An 18,862-nucleotide genomic window follows, 5' to 3' on the forward strand; every position below is an offset into this window, starting at 1 on the left:
CACGGCGCTCCTTACAGCCCAGTAAAATAGAAGACGAAGGCCAGCGCCGCGACGCCAAACCCGAGCCACGTGACATGATGCGTCAGCAGGAATCGCCCTCGCGCCAGCGAGTTCTCCACCAGCGACGCCAGCACAAACACCACCAGCAGCTTGATGAACATCACCGCCAACGCCAGCAGCAGTGCGCCTGGGGTGAGACTTGCCGCTTTGCCAAAGGGCAAAAACACCGCGAGGAACATTTCGGCCACCACCACCTGCTTGAGGCCAATCCCCCACTTCACCAGCGCAAAATCGGAACCGGAATATTCGGTCAGCGGGCCTTCCTGTAACTCCTGCTCGGCTTCGGCCACGTCGAACGGGATTTTGCCCATCTCAATAAACGAGGCGAAGCCACAGGCGAGGAACGCCATGAAGATAGCCAGCGGCGAACTCCAGCCCTGCGACAGCGCGGCGCTGATGGTGCCGATGTTGGTCGACCCCACGATCAGCGCCACCACCAGCAGGCCGAGGATCAGAATCGGCTCCACCAGAATGCCCAGCGTCAGTTCGCGGCTGGCCCCAATGCCCGCAAACGAACTGCTGCTGTCGAGCCCGGAAAGGGCGAAGAAGAAACGGAACAGCGCGAACAGGTACAGCAGGGTTATCAAATCCCCTGCCCCGCCGAACGGCGAGGTCTGGGTAAAGACCGGCAACGCCATCGCCACCAGCAGCATGCTGCTGAGCAGGATCCACGGCATCACGCGGAACATCGCCCCGGACTGATCCGGCCCCACCGGCTGGCGTTTCAACAGCTTGTTGAGGTCACGATAGTCCTGCAAAATGCCGGGTCCACGGCGGGAATGCATACGCGCCCGGATCTGGCGGGAAATGCCGGTCATCAGCGGCGTCAGGGCCAGCAATATGACGGCCTGGCATACTGCGAACAGCCCCATGCCCCACTCTGGCGTTTGTTGGATTAACATCTCACTCTCCTCACAGGGCCACGGTCAGTAACAGAACCACCAGCGCCACCACCACATACAGGCAGTAAAGGCGGAAGTCCCCGCTCTGCATCCGCTGGATGCCCAAACCGGCGCGCTGAACAAGCCGCACCAGCGGCCAGATAATGCGCTCGTCCCAGAAAGGTTCGACCGCCGCTGCACCGTCAGTCACTTTGGTCAGGCTGCGGCCCAGTGCTTGCGAAGGATCGAGCTGTTTACGCATCCGGTACAGCGGGCCGAACATCACGCGCAGCGGCTGGGTAAAGCTACCTGCGGAGGCGGACATTGCGTCTTCCCAGGCATAGCCACAGGCCCACGGCTCGCCGCGACGGCGGAACGGCCCACGCTCGCCGCGCAGAACCCACCACACCACCAGCGGCAGTAGCGGCAAGCCCAACAGCAGCAGGAAAGAGACCGCCGGGGAGAACATCGCCTGGGCGCTGTCGCCCGGTTGCAGGAGAGTATTGTGGGCGACAATCAACGCCGGGGTGTGCGCCAGCGAGGTGGCGACCTGCGCCAGCACCGGTGCCACAACCGACGCCCCAACGCCGAGCGCCACACACAACAGCGCCATGACGATCATCGCTGCGGTCATCGGCCAGGGCACTTCACGGGCGTGTTCAGCCTGCTCGCTGCGCGCACCGCCACAGAAGCTGATGCCATAGACTTTGACGAAGCACATCGCCGCCAGGGCGCCGGTGATCGCCAGCATCACAATCGCAATTGGCCCGGCCAGACGCTGGGCAAAGTCGCCATCGTGGCTCATGGTGAACAGGGATTGATAGGTGAACCACTCGCTGACGAAACCGTTCAGCGGCGGCAGCGCAGAAATGGACATGCAGCCAATCAGGAACGCGGTGCCGGTGAGCGGCATCAGCTTCGCCAGACCACCCATTTTTTCCATATCCCGGGTGTGGACGCGGAAAATCACCGCCCCTGCGCCGAGGAACAGCAGCCCTTTGAATAGCGCATGGTTGAGCAGGTGGAACAGCGCTCCCAGCAGGCCGACGGTCGCCAGCAGCGGATGATGGGTCGCGATGCCGACCATGCCGACCCCCACACCCATCAGGATGATGCCGATGTTCTCGACGGTGTGCCACGCCAGCAGACGCTTGATATCGTGCTCCGCCAGCGCATACAACACGCCGAGCACCGACGAGACGGCACCGAATGCCAGAACCACGATGCCCCACCAGCTTTCGGTCGCCCCCAGTAGGTCAATTCCGACCTTGATGATGCCGAAGATACCGATTTTGACCATCACCCCGGACATTAACGCCGAGGCATGAGACGGTGCCGCCGGGTGCGCGCGCGGCAGCCAGCTGTGCAGCGGCAACATCCCCGCTTTCGCCCCAAAGCCGAGGAACGCCAGAATGAACACCACCGATGCCAGGCCAGCAGACAGATGCAGTTGACGGAATGACTCAAACTCCAGACTGCCGCTTTCGCGCCACATCAGGAAGAAAGCCACCATGATCAGCACCGATCCGGCGTGGGCGATGAAGAAGTACAGCAGCCCGGCTTTGATTGACTCCTCACTCTGATCGGCAATGACCAGGAACCACGAGGCCAGCGACATCATTTCGAACAGAATGATGAACCAGAAACCGTTATCCATCACCACCAGGCCAACCATCGAGGCGATAAACAGGTTCATAAAGAACCCCATCGACGCCGCGCCTTTGCCGAGATATTCCTGCATATAAGAGAGGGAATAGAGGGCGCAGAGCGTGACCAGCAGAGAAATGACCGTCACCATAAATGCCGCCAGGCTATCAAAGCGCACGCTGAAGGCGGCGAACGGGAATGGCCCCGCGGCGCTCCAGTGCAGAACCTCCCCGCTGAACAACAGCGGCAGCGCGCTGCATAACCCCAACAGCCCGCCGAGGATGGCGCTTAAACCCGCCACCCGAATAGCCAGCGCTTCGTTTTTTTGCAACAGCAGAGAAACCACGCCCCCAACGACGTACAGTGCCAGCGACCACATCAGTAATTGCAGTGAATCCATTAGCGTTGCTCCCCTGCAAGGTTCAGACCCGGTAAGGTCTCCGGCATCGATAGCGCCGTTTGCGTCCGGCGTGCTTTCATCTGCGCGTTGACGGCCTGCGGTTCAATCAGATGCAGCGCTTTGGTCGGACAGGCGCTCACACAGGCCGGACCTTCCGGTAAGAAATGGCACAGGTCGCATTTCACGGCGATGGCACGCACGCCCGCGTTCCAGCTCAGGAACGGGTTCATGCCGTCCGGGCTCACCGGCACGTCGCTGAGCATGGCGGCCGGAACGAAGTGTTCAAACTGCGCAGGTACGTTCAACGGCGTGCTGCCCGCAGGCGTAATCGCCCCGAACGGGCATACCAGGCCGCACAGCTTGCAGCCGATGCACAGGCTCTCATTGATTTGCACGCTATCGTCCTCAACGGCGATGGCGTTCACCGGACACACCCGTTTGCAGGGGGCGTCTTCGCAATGACGGCACAGCACCGGCGCCGTATTCTCGCCGGTGCGCGCCATCACAAGCCTCGGGTGCTGCTGGAGCCCCTGCGTTTTATGGACATCTGAGCAAGCTGCGAGGCAGGTATTGCATCCGATGCACCATTGAGGATCCGCAATGACAAAGCGGTTCATGGTTATTCCTCTGAAGCGGAAGAAAATTATCCGGCTTGTGTAGCAATTTGCGTGCCATCAAATCATTTAAAGTTAAATCAAAGAGATAACCTGATTTCCCACTGACAAACCACTGTCATCGTCAGCGTGACGACGATTGTGACGATCGTCGTCGCTCCCGCGGTTTTTTCTCACCGTCATTTGTGGCGATGCGCCGTCACAAATGTCATTAAGAGAATGTCGATTCGTGACTTACCTTTAAAAATCAAAGCCATAAATAATGGCCTGTTTTTTGCTTTAACCGGAGAAGTTGAACAGACGAGAGACGTTATGCACGAAATCACCCTGTGCCAGCGGGCGCTGGAAATTGTTGAGCAACAGGCGCTCGCTAACCACGCCACCCGCGTGAGTGCCGTCTGGCTGAAAATCGGGGCGTTTTCCTGCGTGGAACCCGCCTCGGTCAGTTTCTGTTTTGAGCTGGTGTGCCGCGGCACGATAGCCGAAGGCTGCCAACTGCACATTGAAGAACAGCTGGCGGAATGCTGGTGCCCGGCGTGTCAGAAATATGTGCAGCTGCTGTCACAGCACGTTCGTCGTTGCCCCGATTGCGGCAGCGATCGGTTACGCATTGTCGCTGACGACGGTTTTCAGATTCAGCGTATCGAAGTCATTGAGGAATAAGGTATGTGTACAACCTGCGGCTGCGCGGATGGCAATCGCTACATCGAAGGTGATGAGCACAATCCGCACTCGGCCTTTCGCGGAGCGCCGTTTGCGCCCGCTTCCCTCCCGGCGCTTTCCATCACCGGGATTACATCCGATTTCAGCCCGCAGCGCTCGGCGCAGGGCGATTTGCACTATGGTCACGGTGAAGCCGGGACACACGCGCCGGGTATCAGTCAGCGCAAAATGCTGGAAGTCGAAATCGACGTGCTGGACAAAAACAATCAGTTGGCCGCCCGCAACCGGGCACGGTTTGCCGCTCGAGAGTTGCTGGTGCTGAATCTGGTTTCCAGCCCCGGCTCCGGGAAAACCACGCTGCTGACCGAAACGCTAACGCGCCTCAACGGCCGCGTGCCCTGTGCGGTGATTGAAGGCGATCAGCAAACGGTGAACGATGCGGCGCGCATTCGCGCCACCGGCACACCCGCGATTCAGGTCAATACCGGCAAAGGCTGCCATCTGGATGCGCAGATGATTGCGGACGCCGCACCGCGCCTGCCGCTGGAGGACAACGGCATTCTGTTTATCGAGAACGTTGGCAACCTGGTATGCCCGGCCAGTTTCGACCTCGGCGAGCGGCACAAAGTCGCGGTGCTGTCGGTCACCGAAGGTGAAGACAAGCCGCTGAAATACCCGCAGATGTTTGCCGCCGCCTCGCTGCTGTTGCTCAACAAAATCGATCTGCTGCCGTACCTGCAATTCGACGTCGAGCGCTGCCTGGCGTATGCCCGCCAGGTGAATCCCACGATTGAGGCAATCCTCATTTCCGCCACCAGCGGCGAAGGAATGGATCAGTGGCTGACCTGGCTGGAGATGCAACGATGTGCATAGGCGTTCCCGGGCAGATTTGTGCCATCAGCGGTCAGCAGGCCAGGGTTGACGTGTGCGGTATCCAACGCGATGTCGACCTGACGCTGGTCGGCGTTACCGATGAACAGGGTCAATCGCGCATCGGCCAGTGGGTGCTGGTTCATGTCGGGTTCGTAATGAGCGTGATTGATGAAGCCGAAGCCCGCGACACGCTGGCGGCGCTGCAAAACATGTTCGACGTTGAACCCGATGTCGGGGCGTTGATGTGGGGCGAGGATCGCTAATGCGTTTTGTTGATGAATACCGCGCCCCCGAGCAGGTGATGCAGCTCATTGCCCATCTGAAAAACCGGGCGCTGTTGCTCTCCTCCACCCGCGAGCGACCGCTGCGAATAATGGAAGTGTGCGGCGGTCACACGCACGCCATTTTCCGTTTTGGCCTCGACCAACTCCTGCCCGACAACATCGAGTTTATCCACGGTCCGGGCTGTCCGGTTTGCGTGCTGCCGATGGGCCGGATCGACAGCTGTATTGATATTGCCAGCCATCCCGACGTGATTTTCTGCACCTTTGGCGATGCGATGCGCGTCCCCGGTAAAAATGGCTCGTTAATGCAGGCCAAAGCGCGCGGGGCCGATATTCGTATCATTTATTCGCCGATGGATGCCCTGCGGCTGGCGGCGGAAAATCCCCAGCGCAAGGTGGTGTTTTTCGGCCTGGGGTTTGAAACCACCATGCCCGCCACCGCCATCACACTGCAACAGGCGAAAGCCAAAAACCTCAGTAACTTTTTCTTTTTTTGCCAGCACATTACGCTGATCCCTACCCTGCGCAGCCTGCTCGAACAGCCGGATAACAGCATTGATGCATTCCTTGCCCCCGGCCATGTCAGCATGGTGATTGGCACCGCCCGCTACAACTTTATCGCCGCTGATTTTCAGCGCCCGCTGGTGGTTGCCGGTTTTGAGCCGCTGGATTTACTGCAGGGCGTCAGCATGCTGGTTGAACAGAAAATCGCAGGCGTCAGCCGGGTTGAAAATCAGTATCGCCGCGTGGTGCCCGATGCCGGTAACTCGCTGGCTCAACAGGCGATTGCCGAGGTGTTTACCGTCAACGGTGACAGCGAATGGCGCGGCCTGGGCGTGATTGCCGAATCCGGGGTGAAACTCGCCGCCGACTATCAGCGTTTCGATGCCGAAGCGCATTTCCAGCCGCCACAACGCGAGGTGTGTGACGATCCCCGTGCCCGCTGTGGCGAAGTGCTCACCGGGCGCTGTAAGCCTCATCAGTGCCCGCTGTTTGGCAACACCTGCAACCCGCAAAGCGCGTTCGGCGCGCTGATGGTCTCCTCCGAAGGGGCCTGCGCGGCGTGGTATCAGTATCGTAGTCAGGAAGGTCAACAATGAAAACCGTACAAATAGCCCATGGCAGCGGCGGCCAGGCGATGCAGCAGCTGATCAACGATTTGTTTATGCGTGCGTTTGCTAACCCGTGGCTGGCCGAACAGGAAGATCAGGCGCGGATCGCCCTCTCCTTACTCACCGCCAGCGGCGACCGGCTGGCCTTTTCCACCGACAGCTACGTTATCGACCCGTTATTTTTCCCCGGCGGGGATATTGGCAAACTGGCGGTGTGCGGTACCGCCAACGACGTCGCCGTCAGCGGGGCCATCCCACGTTATCTGTCGTGCGGATTTATCCTCGAAGAGGGGCTGGAGATGGCGGCCCTGGAACAGGTCGTCGCCAGCATGGCGGCAACGGCAAAAGCCGCCGGGATCGCTATTGTCACCGGCGACACTAAAGTGGTGCCACGCGGCGCGGCGGATAAGCTGTTTATCAACACCGCCGGGCTGGGCGCGATCCCCGCGGAGATCCACTGGGGCGCACAGCAGTTACAGCCGGGCGATGTCCTGCTGGTGAGCGGCACCCTGGGCGATCACGGGGCGGCGATCCTTAATCTGCGTGAACAGCTTGGGCTGGACGGCAGCCTGCGCAGCGACTGCGCGGTATTAACCCCAATAATCCAGACGCTGCGCGACATTCCGGGCGTCAAAGCGCTGCGTGATGCCACCCGGGGCGGAGTGAACGCCGTGGCGCATGAGTTCGCCGCCGCCAGCGGCTGTGGGGTGATGCTGTACGAAGCGAAGCTGCCCGTTAACAGCGCGGTGCGTGGCGTGTGTGAACTACTGGGGCTGGACGCGCTGAACTTTGCCAACGAAGGCAAGCTGGTTATCGGCGTGGCAGCCGCTGCCGCAGAGCGGGTACTCGCCCAACTTCAGGCCCATCCTTTGGGACGCGATGCCGCCATTATCGGCGAAATCAGCGAACGCCGGGGGGTGCATCTGACGGGACTGTACGGCGTACGACGAACGCTGGATTTACCTCATGCTGAACCGCTACCGCGGATCTGTTAATGCTTTTTCGCGCCAGCGGCGCACGGTGGATGAACCCTATGTCAACGACTGCGATGAGCGACCTCGGCCAGCAAGGATTGCTCGATATCACCCGATCTTTACTGCAACAACCTGACCTCAACGGCCTGGCTGACACCCTCACGCAGCGGGTGAAACAGGCGGGACTCGCCGAACGCGTGGCTGTCCTGCTGTGGCAGCCGGGTAATCAGCGGGTGAGTTATGTCACAAGCCCGGCTGTCGGCTCCTGCCGCAGCGGAGAGGAAAAGCTGCTGGCGCAGGGCCCTATCCACCGCCTGCTGTCACGACCCGACACGCTGCAGTGCGACTATCCTGAGTTTTGCGCCAGCTGGCCGGCACTTTCGCAGAGTCCTCTTTATGGCCCTTTTGGCCGCTATGCCTTACTGCCGCTGGCGCAGGAAGGCCATATTTTCGGCGGCTGTGAATTTATTCGCGCCAATCAGACGCCGTGGAGCGATAAAGAGCTCCAGCGTCTACAAACGCTGGCCCAACTGGTGGCTATTGTCGTCGAGCAGTTGCAGACCCGCCTCAGCCGCAGCGCGGATCGCCAGCAGCTTCGCGTTGAGCGCGATAATTTCCGCATCCTGGTCGATATCACCAATGCCGTGCTGTCGCGCCTGGATATTGACGAGCTGGTCGGTGAGGTCGCGAAATCGCTGCATCATCACTTCCACCTTGATGCCATCAGCGTGGTGCTGCGTAGCGCGCAGCCGGGCAAACTTGATGTGTATACCAGTCATTATCTGGATGGCGATACGCCGCTGCATGACGTAGCCGAAGTGGACGAATCCGGCTCGCTTAGCGAACAGGTGTTCAAAAATCACCAGATGATGCTGCTGACGCTGGCCGATATGAACCAGCTGGCACAGGGCGACCGCCAGCTGTTTTCCCTGTGGGGCAACGAGTTGCAAAGCATTTGCCTGCTGCCGCTGATGTCCGGCGAGACCATGCTGGGCGTGCTGAAACTGGCACAGCGTAACGAGCAGGTGTTCAATGCCAGTAATTTGCGGCTGCTGCGACAAATTGCCGGACGGGTATCGATTGCGGTGGATAACGCGCTGGCGTATCAGGAAATTCAACGCTTAAAAGAGCGGCTGGCGGATGAAAATAAGGTGCTGACCGAACAGTTGAATACTCTGGATAACGAGTTCGGCGATATTATCGGGCGCAGCGATGCGATGCTTGAGGTGCTTCGCCAGGTGGAAATGGTGGCGCAGAGCGACAGCACAGTGCTAATTCTCGGTGAAACCGGCACCGGCAAGGAGCTTATTGCCCGCGCCATTCATCATCTCAGCCAGCGCAGAGAAAAGCGGATGATTAAGATGAACTGCGCCGCCATGCCCGCCGGGCTGCTGGAAAGTGACCTGTTCGGCCATTCGCGCGGGGCATTTACCGGGGCCAGCGCACCGCGCACCGGCCGTTTCGAACTGGCGGACAAAAGCTCGCTGTTTCTGGATGAAGTCGGCGACATGCCGCTGGAGTTGCAGCCTAAACTGCTGCGCGTGTTGCAGGAGCAGGAATTTGAACGCCTCGGCAGCAACACGCTTATCCGTACCGACGTGCGCCTGATTGCCGCCACTAACCGCGATTTACGTCAGATGGTGGAAGACCGGGAATTTCGCAGCGATCTGTACTATCGCCTGAACGTTTTCCCTATCCAGCTGCCACCGCTTCGCGAACGCCCGGACGACATTCCCCTGCTGGCGAAGGCCTTTACCAGCAAGATTGCCCGTCGCCTTGGCCGCCAGATTGACAGCATCCCGACCCACGCCCTGCGCACCCTGTGCGACATGCCGTGGCCGGGCAACGTGCGTGAACTGGAGAACGTCATTGAGCGCGCGGTGTTGCTCACGCCGGGCAACGTGCTGCAGCTTTCTCTGCCGGAATGGAGCTATTCTCCCGTCTCACTCCCGGCAGAACCGCTGCTCGAAGGGGAAAATGAGGCACAGCAAATCATCCGCATTCTGAAGGAGACCAACGGCGTGGTTGCCGGGCCAAAAGGTGCCGCACAAAGGCTGGGGCTGAAACGAACCACTCTGCTATCAAGAATGAAACGGCTGGGAATTGATAAGGAGACGCTGGCGTGATGGAGGCTATTTCTTTGGCCGGTATTTTTCCGGTAATTCAGGCACCGGACGCCGGTCGTCAATTAAATGCAGGACGGTCAGGACCGGATGACGCCAGAGCATACGCGGCCCTGCCCAACGCATAATCAGCTTCATCTCTTCTCTTTTGGCAGGCTGATAGCAGTGCACCGGGCACTGTTTACACGCCGGTTTTTGTTCGCCAAACACACATTTATCCAGCCGTTTTTCAGCGTAGGCATTCAGCGCCTGATAATGCCCCGGCGTTGAAATGGCCTGCGGACACTGCTGCTCATAGAGCGCGATCATCCGAGCGATGGTGCGTTTTTCTCTGCGGATACGGCTGCTCATCATCCTGCGCCCTCAATCATAAGTTGCATCAATAATACCCTTTAAAAATCAGGGATTCCAGCCACCCTGTCCGTCTCAGTCCAAAAAGAGACCGATCAAGGCATGGACAAAAAATGAGCACTGTATATTATTTGCACACCTTCCGGGAGGAGTCCGGTCACTTATTCGTAAGGATTTTTTCGCTCTTTATTGAAGAATTTTTCATATATGCATTTATCTACATTATTCCCCGCGATGGTACTGTGTGCCACCACCGTCATTGCAGGTCACGCCTGTGCTTTTAATTTACCGTCAAGTTTTACCTCACTAGAGAATCATAGCCAGACCACTCACGTTTCAGCCCCGCAGCAAGACAATATAAAATCAAAAATCCTGGCTGAATATTCACAATGGAAGGGTACACGTTATCACTGGGGCGGTAGCTCACATCGTGGTATCGACTGCTCAGCACTGATGCAGGCCATTATGCACGGTTCTATGAACATGAATCTGCCGCGCACTACCGGTCAGCAAATTCATAATGGTTATCATATTTCTCAGGATGAACTGAAACCCGGCGACCTGGTGTTCTTCAAAACCTCAAAATCGACCCGCCATGTCGGTGTTTATGTGGGAAATAATGAATTTATCCACGCGTCGAAAATAAAAGGGGTCACCGTTTCAAGCCTAGCTAATAATTACTGGCAGGCACACTACGAAACCGCCCGGCGTATTACCGATAACGCCTAAAGAGAACCCCGGTGATGTCAGCGCATCACCGGGGTTTTTTATTGATTTTCCGAGCAGTTATCCAGTAATTCATGAAACAACCCAGCTGTTACATTTTCTCCTGAAAGCCCTGCGCAATCCTGATTTTTAACGCAGAGAATTCGCTGTTATTACACCCACTCCTTTTTATACTTCTCCCGCGGACCACAAAGGAGTGACGGAGAATGAATCTACATATCAAGGCAGTAGCGGACATCGCGAAAAGCGCACGACAGATTAAGGTCAGCTATGTCAGGAAGCGCCATGAGGATCCGAAAACCGGACGGACGCGCCATTACAGCCGCCATCCAAGCCTTATCCTCAGCGGTAACTGGCTTGAAGAGGCAGGCTTTCCCACCGGCACCAGCGTCAATATTGTCGTAAAGCACGGCCAACTCATTCTTCAGCCACAGGCAGAAGACGCTGATGCCAGCGACTGAAGCCGGATAGTGTGTCATTTTTTGTTGAAGTTTCAGGCCAGAAGCGGGCGTAGTTTTTGCTGCGAGAACGCCGTCGTTCATGCGACAATGTCTGAAATGAACGCGCATGAAAAGCGCCTGAATACACTTGTTTTTCAACGAAATGGACATCATAACTCCATGACCACACTTGAGAATTTCGACGCTCACACGCCAATGATGCAGCAGTACCTGAAGCTGAAAGCCCAGCATCCGGACATCCTGCTGTTTTACCGTATGGGTGACTTTTACGAGCTGTTTTATGACGATGCCAAGCGTGCGTCGCAACTGCTCGATATTTCGTTGACCAAACGCGGCGCATCAGCGGGTGAGCCAATCCCGATGGCAGGCGTGCCGCATCACGCGGTCGAAAACTACCTCGCTAAGCTGGTTAATCTGGGTGAATCGGCAGCCATTTGCGAGCAGGTCGGTGACCCGGCGACCAGCAAAGGGCCGGTCGAGCGTAAGGTCGTGCGCATTGTGACCCCTGGTACCATCAGCGATGAAGCGCTTTTGCAGGAGCGCCAGGATAACCTGCTGGCGGCCATCTGGCAGGACAGCAAAGGCTACGGTTTTGCCACTCTGGATATCAGCTCCGGACGTTTTCGCCTGAGCGAACCGGCGGACCGTGAAACCATGGCCGCCGAGCTGCAACGCACCAATCCGGCTGAATTGCTCTATGCCGAAGATTTTGCCGAAACGGCGCTGATTGAAGGCCGTCGCGGCCTGCGCCGTCGCCCGCTGTGGGAGTTCGAGATTGATACCGCACGCCAGCAGCTGAATCTTCAGTTTGGCACCCGCGATCTGGTCGGTTTTGGTGTTGAAAATGCCCCACGTGGGCTGTGTGCTGCGGGCTGCCTGTTGCAGTACGTAAAAGACACCCAGCGCACTTCCCTGCCGCATATTCGTTCCATCACCATGGAACGCCAGCAGGACAGCATCATCATGGATGCAGCGACCCGCCGTAACCTGGAGATTACGCAAAACCTGGCAGGCGGTGTCGAAAACACCCTGGCCGCAGTGCTGGATCGCACCGTTACGCCGATGGGCAGCCGTATGCTCAAGCGCTGGCTGCACATGCCGGTACGCGATACCAAAATCCTGACCGAACGCCAGCAAACGATCGGCGCATTGCAGGACCGCTGTGATGAACTCCAGCCGGTGCTGCGGCAGGTAGGCGATCTGGAACGTATCCTCGCCCGCCTGGCATTGCGTACCGCGCGTCCGCGTGACCTGGCCCGAATGCGCCATGCTTTCCAACAGTTACCTGCGTTACGGGAACAGCTGGTCAGCGTCGACAGCGCGCCGGTACAGAAGCTTCGCGAAACAATGGGCGAATTCACCGAGCTTCGTGAACTGCTCGAACGCGCCGTTGTTGAAGCGCCACCGGTACTGGTACGCGACGGCGGGGTAATTGCTCCGGGTTATAACCCAGAGCTCGACGAGTGGCGGGCGTTAGCCGATGGCGCAACGGACTATCTCGATCGTCTGGAAATTCGCGAACGTGAACGTCTGGGGCTGGATACGCTGAAAGTCGGTTACAACGCTGTGCATGGCTACTACATCCAGATCAGCCGCGGTCAGAGCCATATGGCACCGATCCACTACGTTCGCCGCCAGACGCTGAAAAACGCCGAGCGTTACATCATCCCGGAACTGAAAGAGTACGAAGACAAGGTTCTGACATCGAAAGGTAAAGCGCTGGCGCTGGAAAAACAGCTGTATGACGAGCTGTTCGATATGCTGATGCCACACCTGGCAGACCTGCAACAAAGCGCTGCCGCGTTGGCTGAACTGGATGTGCTGGTAAACCTGGCGGAACGTGCGTACACGCTGAACTACAGCTGCCCGACCTTCAGCGATAAACCTGGAATTCGAATTACGGAAGGCCGTCATCCGGTGGTTGAGCAGGTGCTGAATGAGCCGTTTATCGCCAACCCACTGAATCTGACGCCACAGCGTCGGATGCTGATCATCACCGGGCCGAACATGGGCGGTAAAAGTACCTATATGCGCCAGACCGCGCTGATTGCGTTGCTGGCTTATATCGGGAGCTATGTTCCGGCGCAAAAAGTCGAGATAGGTCCTATCGACCGAATCTTCACTCGCGTCGGCGCGGCGGATGATTTGGCCAGCGGCCGCTCAACCTTTATGGTCGAGATGACAGAAACCGCTAACATCCTGCACAACGCCACCGAGCAAAGCCTGGTATTGATGGATGAAATTGGTCGCGGCACCTCAACCTACGACGGGCTGTCGCTGGCATGGGCCTGTGCCGAAAGTCTGGCGAATCGCATCAAAGCCCTGACGCTGTTTGCTACCCACTATTTCGAGCTAACCCAGTTGCCGGAAAAAATGGAAGGCGTGGCCAACGTCCATCTCGATGCCCTGGAGCATGGCGACACCATCGCCTTTATGCACAGCGTGCAGGACGGCGCAGCCAGCAAAAGTTATGGCCTGGCCGTTGCCGCCCTCGCGGGTGTGCCGAAAGACGTTATCAAGCGCGCGCGCCAGAAACTGCGCGAGCTGGAAAGCCTGTCGCCGAGCGCGGGAGCCACGCAGGTGGATGGGACGCAGATGTCGCTGCTGTCAGCCCCGGAAGACACCTCTCCGGCCGTTGAAGCACTGGAAAATCTTGATCCGGATTCCCTGAGCCCACGTCAGGCGCTGGAGTGGATTTATCGTCTGAAAAGCCTGGTGTAACTCCTCGCTGGAACAACAGCCGAAAGCGTAATGCTTTCGGCTTTTTTATTCCCCCACGCTTTGGCGCAGAAAATCTATAAAGGCACGCACTTTCGCCGAGACATGGCGGGCATCCGGGTAGACCGCATAAATTCCCTGCAGGGGAAAACGATACTCCGGCAACACCTGCACCAGTCGCTTTTCCGCCAGCTCTGTTTCCACCAGCCATTCCGGCAACAACGCCACGCCGCATCCGGCAAGCGCAAACGCCAGCAATGCCTGGGCACTGTCGGCTGAGAGTCGGGCACTCTTTGTTATTTCCAGCGACACATTTTCACCCTGGGCATCCGTCAGCGGCCATGAAAGTGCATTCTGTAAACGCTCATGAATAATCCAGTCAGCCTGTGCAAGCGCCTCCAGAGAACCCTGCGGATGCTTCGCCAGCCACGCCGGGGCCGCGACGGGCACTATCGCAAATCGGGAAATCAATGCCGCGTGATAACGCGAATCTGCCAGGGCGCCCAGGCGAATTGCGACATCAAAACGCTCTGATATTAAATCAGCATGATAGGACGACGCCACGTGACGCACCCGCAGAGCCGGATGCAACTGGCTGAACTTCGCCAGCACCGGGATAACCACCCGCGCACCATATTCCGGGGTGCTGGTGATGCGTAATTCCCCGCTTAATCCCAGATGGCTGCCCCGGACATCGTCCTGCAAGTTTTCCGCTGCTTTCAGCAGCTCAACGCCACGCTGATAAAAGACGCTCCCCGCCTCCGTGAGCGTCAGACGCCGGGTTGAGCGTAAAAGAAGTGTAACGCCAAGCTCGTTTTCCAGTTGGCGAACATTGAAGCTGACCACCGCTTTGGTCAGCCCCAGCGCGGCGGCGGCAGCGGTAAAACTTCCGGTATCGACCACCGCAGCAAACAGCGTGACGCGTTGTAAATTGAGCATAAAAACCTGCAGGACTGTCAAAATTATTTTGACAGTGTATCGCTATTTACGTCGTTTATCCGCCTGTTGGCGGAAGATACAGTAGCGCTCCTTCTGGAGGATCTCGAATGACGTATCGCAACAAAGTAGCCACAGTGTACCTGCTGGGCTTTTTTCTCGACCTCATCAACATGTTTATTGCCAGCGTCGCCTTCCCGGCGATGGCGATAACCTTACACACCTCAGCATCGGCGCTGGCATGGGTCAGCAATGGCTACATCGTCGGGCTTACGCTGGTTATCCCATTCAGCGCCAGGCTGACCCGGGCGCTCGGCGCTCGCCGGTTATTCATTTTGTCACTGGTCATTTTCGCCTTTGCCGCAACGGCGGCGGGCTTTTCGCAGTCGCTCCCCGGGTTGATAGCCTGGCGAGTGGTTCAGGGCTTGGGCGGAGGTCTGTTGATTCCTGTCGGCCAGGCGCTGACCTGGCAGCAGTTTAAGCCTCATGAGCGGGCCAAAATTTCTGCCGCCGTGATGCTCGTGGCGCTGCTGGCCCCGGCATTTTCCCCGGCGGTGGGCGGGATGCTGGTGCAGTCGCTCAGCTGGCGCTGGATATTCTTCGCGACGCTGCCCGTGGCAATGGTGACGCTGGTGCTCGCCTGGTTGTGGTTGAAAGACGAACCGGCTCCGGCGCAATCAGGCCGCTTTCTGCATCTCTCGTTACTGCGCGATCCGTTGTTACGCTTTGCGATGGGGGTCTATCTATGTGTGCCGGGCATGTTTATCGGGGTCAGCATCATCGGCATGTTTTATTTGCAGACCGTCGCCCATATGACGCCTGCCGCAGCAGGCGGGTTGATGCTACCGTGGTCAATAGCATCGTTTCTGGCGATCTCCTTTACCGGAAAATACTTCAACCGCCTCGGGCCGCGATCGCTGATTATGGTCGGCGGCGTGCTGCAGGCGATGGGGATATTCTGTCTGACCGTCGTTACACCCGCTACGCCACACGCCATGCTGATCGCTATTTTTGCCTTGATGGGTGCAGGCGGCAGCCTGTGCAGCAGCACCGCGCAAAGCAGTGCCTTTCTGAATATCACCCGGCACGATATGCCGGATGCCAGCGCGCTGTGGAATATCAATCGGCAGATGAGTTTCTTGCTGGGTGCGACCCTGCTGTCCGGGCTATTGAGTGCGTTACAGGCTGTACTTCCGTCAGTGGACGCCTGGCGATGGACCTTTATTGTCGCCGCCGCCATTACCCTGCTGCCGTTATTCAGTGCGCTACGGCTCGATAATCAAACCGTTATTTTTAACCTGCAAAAGGAAAAACCATGAATCGCTGGACGACCGAAATCATTGACGCCCATATCGCTATCGAAAACTGGCTGGGCCGCGGCGAGGGTAATATCGATGCCCTGCTGGCCCGTTTTAGCCCCGACTTCACGATGGTCACCCCCGGCGGGGTCAGTCTCGATCATGCCGCACTGTGTCAGTTCTTTCGCGCCCAGGGCGGGACGCGTGGCGGATTGAAGATTACGGTCGACAATATTGCGCTGCTGGCTGAGTGGCCAGGCGGTGCCGCGCTGCGTTATTGCGAAAGACAAAACCTGCCTCAGCAACCGGCCTCATTGCGTTGGTCGACGGTTATCTTTCAGTTGGCGGGAGATAACATTCAGTGGCGTCACCTGCACGAAACCACGCAGGCATAGTTGTCTGAAGACACAAAAGAAAAAGGCCTGTCGCAATGACAGGCCTTTCTGATGGGAAACTATTTTACTCGCGGAAATTATTCGCGGAACAGCGCTTCGATACTCAGTCCTTGACCCTGCAGTATTTCACGCAGGCGACGCAGACCTTCAACCTGAATCTGACGAACGCGTTCACGAGTCAGGCCAATTTCACGGCCAACATCTTCCAGCGTTGCAGCTTCATACCCCAGTAAACCGAAACGACGTGCCAGCACTTCACGCTGTTTGGCGTTCAGTTCGAACAGCCATTTGACGATGCTTTGCTTCATATCATCGTCCTGCGTGGTATCTTCCGGGCCGTTGTCTTTTTCATCGGCCAGGATGTCCAGCAGCGCTTTTTCAGAATCGCCACCCAGCGGGGTGTCGACTGAGGTAATGCGCTCGTTGAGACGAAGCATACGGCTTACATCATCAACCGGTTTGTCCAGCTGCTCAGCAATCTCTTCTGCACTCGGCTCGTGATCCAGCTTGTGGGATAACTCACGTGCGGTACGCAGATAAACGTTGAGCTCTTTGACAATGTGGATTGGCAGGCGAATCGTACGGGTTTGGTTCATAATTGCCCGTTCGATAGTCTGACGAATCCACCAGGTAGCATAAGTCGAGAAACGGAATCCGCGTTCCGGGTCGAATTTCTCGACCGCGCGAATCAGCCCCAGATTGCCCTCTTCAATCAGGTCCAGCAGAGCCAGACCACGATTGCTGTACCGACGAGCAATTTTCACCACCAGACGCAGGTTACTTTCAATCATCCGGCGGCGGGAAGCAACGTCACCACGCAACGCACGTCGTGCGAAATAAACTTCTTCTTCGGCCGTTAGCAGTGGGGAATAACCAATCTCCCCAAGGTAAAGCTGAGTCGCATCCAGCACACGCTGTGTGGCGCCCTGAGATAACAGTTCTTCCTCAGCAAGATCGTTATCACTGGGTTCCTCTTCTACTAAGGTTTTCTCGTCGAAAACCTCTGCTCCATTCTCATCAAATTCCGCGTCTTCATTTAGATCATGAACTTTCAGCGTATTCTGACTCATAAGGTGGCTCCTACCCGTGATCCCTGGACGAAACACACCTCACGGTTGTTTCGCCAAATTATCGCTGCGGCAAATACTGCAGCGGGTTGACGGATTTCCCCTTGTAACGAATTTCAAAATGCAAGCGTGTTGAACTGGTTCCGGTGCTACCCATGGTAGCTATCTTCTGCCCCGCCTTCACTTCTTGTTGTTCCCGGACCAGCATCGTATCGTTATGGGCGTAGGCGCTCAGGTAATCATCGTTGTGTTTGATGATAATAAGATTACCGTAACCGCGCAGTGCGTTACCGGCATAGACGACGCGTCCATCTGCGGTCGCGACGATAGCCTGTCCTTTACTGCCTGCAATATCGATACCTTTGTTGCCGCCGTCGCCGCCACTAAAGTTTTCGATGATTTTGCCGTCAGTCGGCCAGCGCCAGGAAGAGATCGGCGAACTGGTAGACGTACTGCTTGCAGTCGGTTGGGTTGTGCTGACAGCTGGGGCCGTAACAGGCGCTGTGACCGTAGTCGCAGGCTGATTGTTAGGCAACATTTTGTTAGCACTTTGTTCACCTGAATCCTCAGAATACGTAATTGTTGGTTGCGACGCAACCACTGCGGAGGAATTTTGTGCAGGTTTTGAGACTAATCCGCTCGAGGCGGTGCTGGCCTGCTCGCTAGCCTGTGCTACGGCGTTATTTCCGGTGATCGGCTGGCCTGAAGCGTTGCCCACTTGCAGCACCTGACCCACGTTCAGCGCGTAAGGTGCGGCTACGTTGTTGCGCTGCGCCAGATCGCGGAAATCGTTGCCGGTAACCCAGGCAATATAGAACAGGGTATCGCCGCGCTTGACGGTATAGGTGCTGCCGCCCGCATAGCTGCCTTTTGGAATATCACCGTATTTACGGTTATAGACCGCATGACCATTCACTATCTGAACGGTTGGCTCGGCGGCGGTTGGCTGTGCGGTCGCAACCGGCTGCGTGGCCTGGACCTGTGGCTGAGCAGACTGGATCTGCGGCTGAGCTGGCGCGGTTTGTACCGGCTGCGACTGCGGCGCGGTGCCCATATTTGATGGCGGCGTAATCAACATTCCGGAGTCGGTGCTGGACGAAGAGCCGCCCACAGAACTGACCGGAGCAGGCGCATTGTTGGACGAGGTACATCCTGCCAGCCAAAGTGAAACCAGTGATAAAGCCGCAATGCGACTAACGGTGAATTTTGGGCTTCCCGTGCTCATTTATCCCCCAGGAATGTGTTAACTATCAGTGTCGTATAAATCGTAAAAAGTGAC

At 57.4% G+C, this 18,862-nt stretch carries 19 protein-coding genes; 12 read left to right on the top strand and 7 right to left on the bottom strand.

Annotated elements, in window-relative coordinates; all coding sequences use genetic code 11:
• Positions 1-11: 11 nt before the first annotated feature.
• The 3 genes from ACG0Z5_RS04750 to ACG0Z5_RS04760 are packed head-to-tail and all read right to left on the bottom strand — an operon-like array spanning position 12 to position 3,605.
• The gene (locus ACG0Z5_RS04750) at positions 12-962 is read right to left on the bottom strand and encodes a respiratory chain complex I subunit 1 family protein (RefSeq protein ID WP_394445739.1); all 951 of its coding nucleotides are present in this window, start codon (positions 960-962) and stop codon (positions 12-14) included.
• Positions 963-972: 10 nt separating this feature from the next.
• The gene (gene hyfB / locus ACG0Z5_RS04755) at positions 973-2,988 is read right to left on the bottom strand and encodes a hydrogenase 4 subunit B (RefSeq protein WP_394445741.1); all 2,016 of its coding nucleotides are present in this window, start codon (positions 2,986-2,988) and stop codon (positions 973-975) included.
• A complete protein-coding gene (locus ACG0Z5_RS04760; protein WP_394445743.1) occupies positions 2,988-3,605 on the bottom strand; it encodes a 4Fe-4S dicluster domain-containing protein in 618 nt (205 codons plus the stop codon). The genes hyfB and ACG0Z5_RS04760 overlap by 1 nt, the downstream gene beginning before the upstream one ends.
• 309 nt (positions 3,606-3,914) lie before the next feature.
• Here ACG0Z5_RS04760 and hypA point away from each other — a divergent pair, with 309 nt between their 5' ends.
• Genes hypA through flhA form a run of 6 tightly spaced genes read left to right on the top strand, consistent with a single transcriptional unit; the run spans position 3,915 to position 9,634 of the window.
• Positions 3,915-4,265 carry a hydrogenase maturation nickel metallochaperone HypA gene (gene hypA / locus ACG0Z5_RS04765; protein WP_394445745.1) on the top strand — a complete coding sequence of 117 codons (351 nt, stop codon included), beginning with the start codon at positions 3,915-3,917 and terminating at the stop codon, positions 4,263-4,265.
• A gap of 3 nt (positions 4,266-4,268) precedes the next feature.
• Positions 4,269-5,138: a hydrogenase nickel incorporation protein HypB gene (hypB, locus tag ACG0Z5_RS04770; RefSeq protein WP_394445747.1), complete on the top strand. Its 870-nt coding sequence runs from the start codon at positions 4,269-4,271 to the stop codon at positions 5,136-5,138.
• On the top strand, positions 5,129-5,401 hold the full coding sequence (locus ACG0Z5_RS04775) for a HypC/HybG/HupF family hydrogenase formation chaperone (RefSeq protein ID WP_394445749.1): 273 nt from the start codon (positions 5,129-5,131) through the stop codon (positions 5,399-5,401). The genes hypB and ACG0Z5_RS04775 overlap by 10 nt, the downstream gene beginning before the upstream one ends.
• Entirely contained in the window at positions 5,401-6,522 is a 1,122-nt protein-coding gene (gene hypD / locus ACG0Z5_RS04780) for a hydrogenase formation protein HypD (RefSeq protein ID WP_394445751.1), read from the top strand. Before ACG0Z5_RS04775 ends, hypD begins: the two co-directional genes overlap by 1 nt.
• A complete protein-coding gene (hypE, locus tag ACG0Z5_RS04785; RefSeq protein WP_394445753.1) occupies positions 6,519-7,529 on the top strand; it encodes a hydrogenase expression/formation protein HypE in 1,011 nt (336 codons plus the stop codon). The genes hypD and hypE overlap by 4 nt, the downstream gene beginning before the upstream one ends.
• 38 nt (positions 7,530-7,567) lie before the next feature.
• On the top strand, positions 7,568-9,634 hold the full coding sequence (gene flhA, locus ACG0Z5_RS04790) for a formate hydrogenlyase transcriptional activator FlhA (RefSeq protein ID WP_394445755.1): 2,067 nt from the start codon (positions 7,568-7,570) through the stop codon (positions 9,632-9,634).
• Between the two features lie 6 nt (positions 9,635-9,640).
• On the opposite strand, the gene ACG0Z5_RS04795 is transcribed toward flhA, so the two are convergent.
• Positions 9,641-9,985, bottom strand: a complete 345-nt coding sequence (locus tag ACG0Z5_RS04795) for a nitrous oxide-stimulated promoter family protein (protein ID WP_394445757.1) — start codon at positions 9,983-9,985, stop codon at positions 9,641-9,643.
• Positions 9,986-10,189: 204 nt separating this feature from the next.
• Between ACG0Z5_RS04795 and ACG0Z5_RS04800 the strand changes: the two genes are divergently transcribed.
• The 3 genes from ACG0Z5_RS04800 (at position 10,190) to mutS (ending at position 13,890) form a co-directional block, all read left to right on the top strand.
• Entirely contained in the window at positions 10,190-10,711 is a 522-nt protein-coding gene (locus ACG0Z5_RS04800; protein WP_394445758.1) for a C40 family peptidase, read from the top strand.
• Positions 10,712-10,914: 203 nt separating this feature from the next.
• The gene (locus ACG0Z5_RS04805) at positions 10,915-11,169 is read left to right on the top strand and encodes a SymE family type I addiction module toxin (RefSeq protein WP_394445759.1); all 255 of its coding nucleotides are present in this window, start codon (positions 10,915-10,917) and stop codon (positions 11,167-11,169) included.
• A 159-nt stretch (positions 11,170-11,328) separates the two neighbouring features.
• Positions 11,329-13,890, top strand: coding sequence for a DNA mismatch repair protein MutS (gene mutS / locus ACG0Z5_RS04810; protein WP_394445760.1), 2,562 nt, complete (start codon positions 11,329-11,331; stop codon positions 13,888-13,890).
• A 45-nt stretch (positions 13,891-13,935) separates the two neighbouring features.
• On the opposite strand, the gene ACG0Z5_RS04815 is transcribed toward mutS, so the two are convergent.
• Positions 13,936-14,826, bottom strand: coding sequence for a LysR family transcriptional regulator (locus ACG0Z5_RS04815; protein WP_394445762.1), 891 nt, complete (start codon positions 14,824-14,826; stop codon positions 13,936-13,938).
• A gap of 107 nt (positions 14,827-14,933) precedes the next feature.
• Between ACG0Z5_RS04815 and ACG0Z5_RS04820 the strand changes: the two genes are divergently transcribed.
• Positions 14,934-16,142, top strand: coding sequence for an MFS transporter (locus tag ACG0Z5_RS04820; RefSeq protein ID WP_394445763.1), 1,209 nt, complete (start codon positions 14,934-14,936; stop codon positions 16,140-16,142).
• Positions 16,139-16,516 (top strand): DUF4440 domain-containing protein, encoded by a 378-nt coding sequence (locus tag ACG0Z5_RS04825; RefSeq protein ID WP_394445764.1) that lies wholly within the window; start codon positions 16,139-16,141, stop codon positions 16,514-16,516. Before ACG0Z5_RS04820 ends, ACG0Z5_RS04825 begins: the two co-directional genes overlap by 4 nt.
• 77 nt (positions 16,517-16,593) lie before the next feature.
• Here ACG0Z5_RS04825 and rpoS read toward each other — a convergent pair whose 3' ends face one another.
• Positions 16,594-17,586, bottom strand: coding sequence for an RNA polymerase sigma factor RpoS (gene rpoS, locus ACG0Z5_RS04830; protein ID WP_394445766.1), 993 nt, complete (start codon positions 17,584-17,586; stop codon positions 16,594-16,596).
• Between the two features lie 58 nt (positions 17,587-17,644).
• Positions 17,645-18,757, bottom strand: a complete 1,113-nt coding sequence (gene nlpD / locus ACG0Z5_RS04835; protein WP_394445951.1) for a murein hydrolase activator NlpD — start codon at positions 18,755-18,757, stop codon at positions 17,645-17,647.
• Here nlpD and ACG0Z5_RS04840 point away from each other — a divergent pair.
• Positions 18,699-18,830 carry a peptidase gene (locus ACG0Z5_RS04840; RefSeq protein WP_394445953.1) on the top strand — a complete coding sequence of 44 codons (132 nt, stop codon included), beginning with the start codon at positions 18,699-18,701 and terminating at the stop codon, positions 18,828-18,830. The genes nlpD and ACG0Z5_RS04840 overlap by 59 nt on opposite strands.
• Positions 18,831-18,862 lie beyond the last annotated feature (32 nt).

The sequence above is a fragment of the Scandinavium sp. M-37 genome, from assembly GCF_043558715.1.
GTDB lineage: Bacteria > Pseudomonadota > Gammaproteobacteria > Enterobacterales > Enterobacteriaceae > Scandinavium > Scandinavium vulneris_A.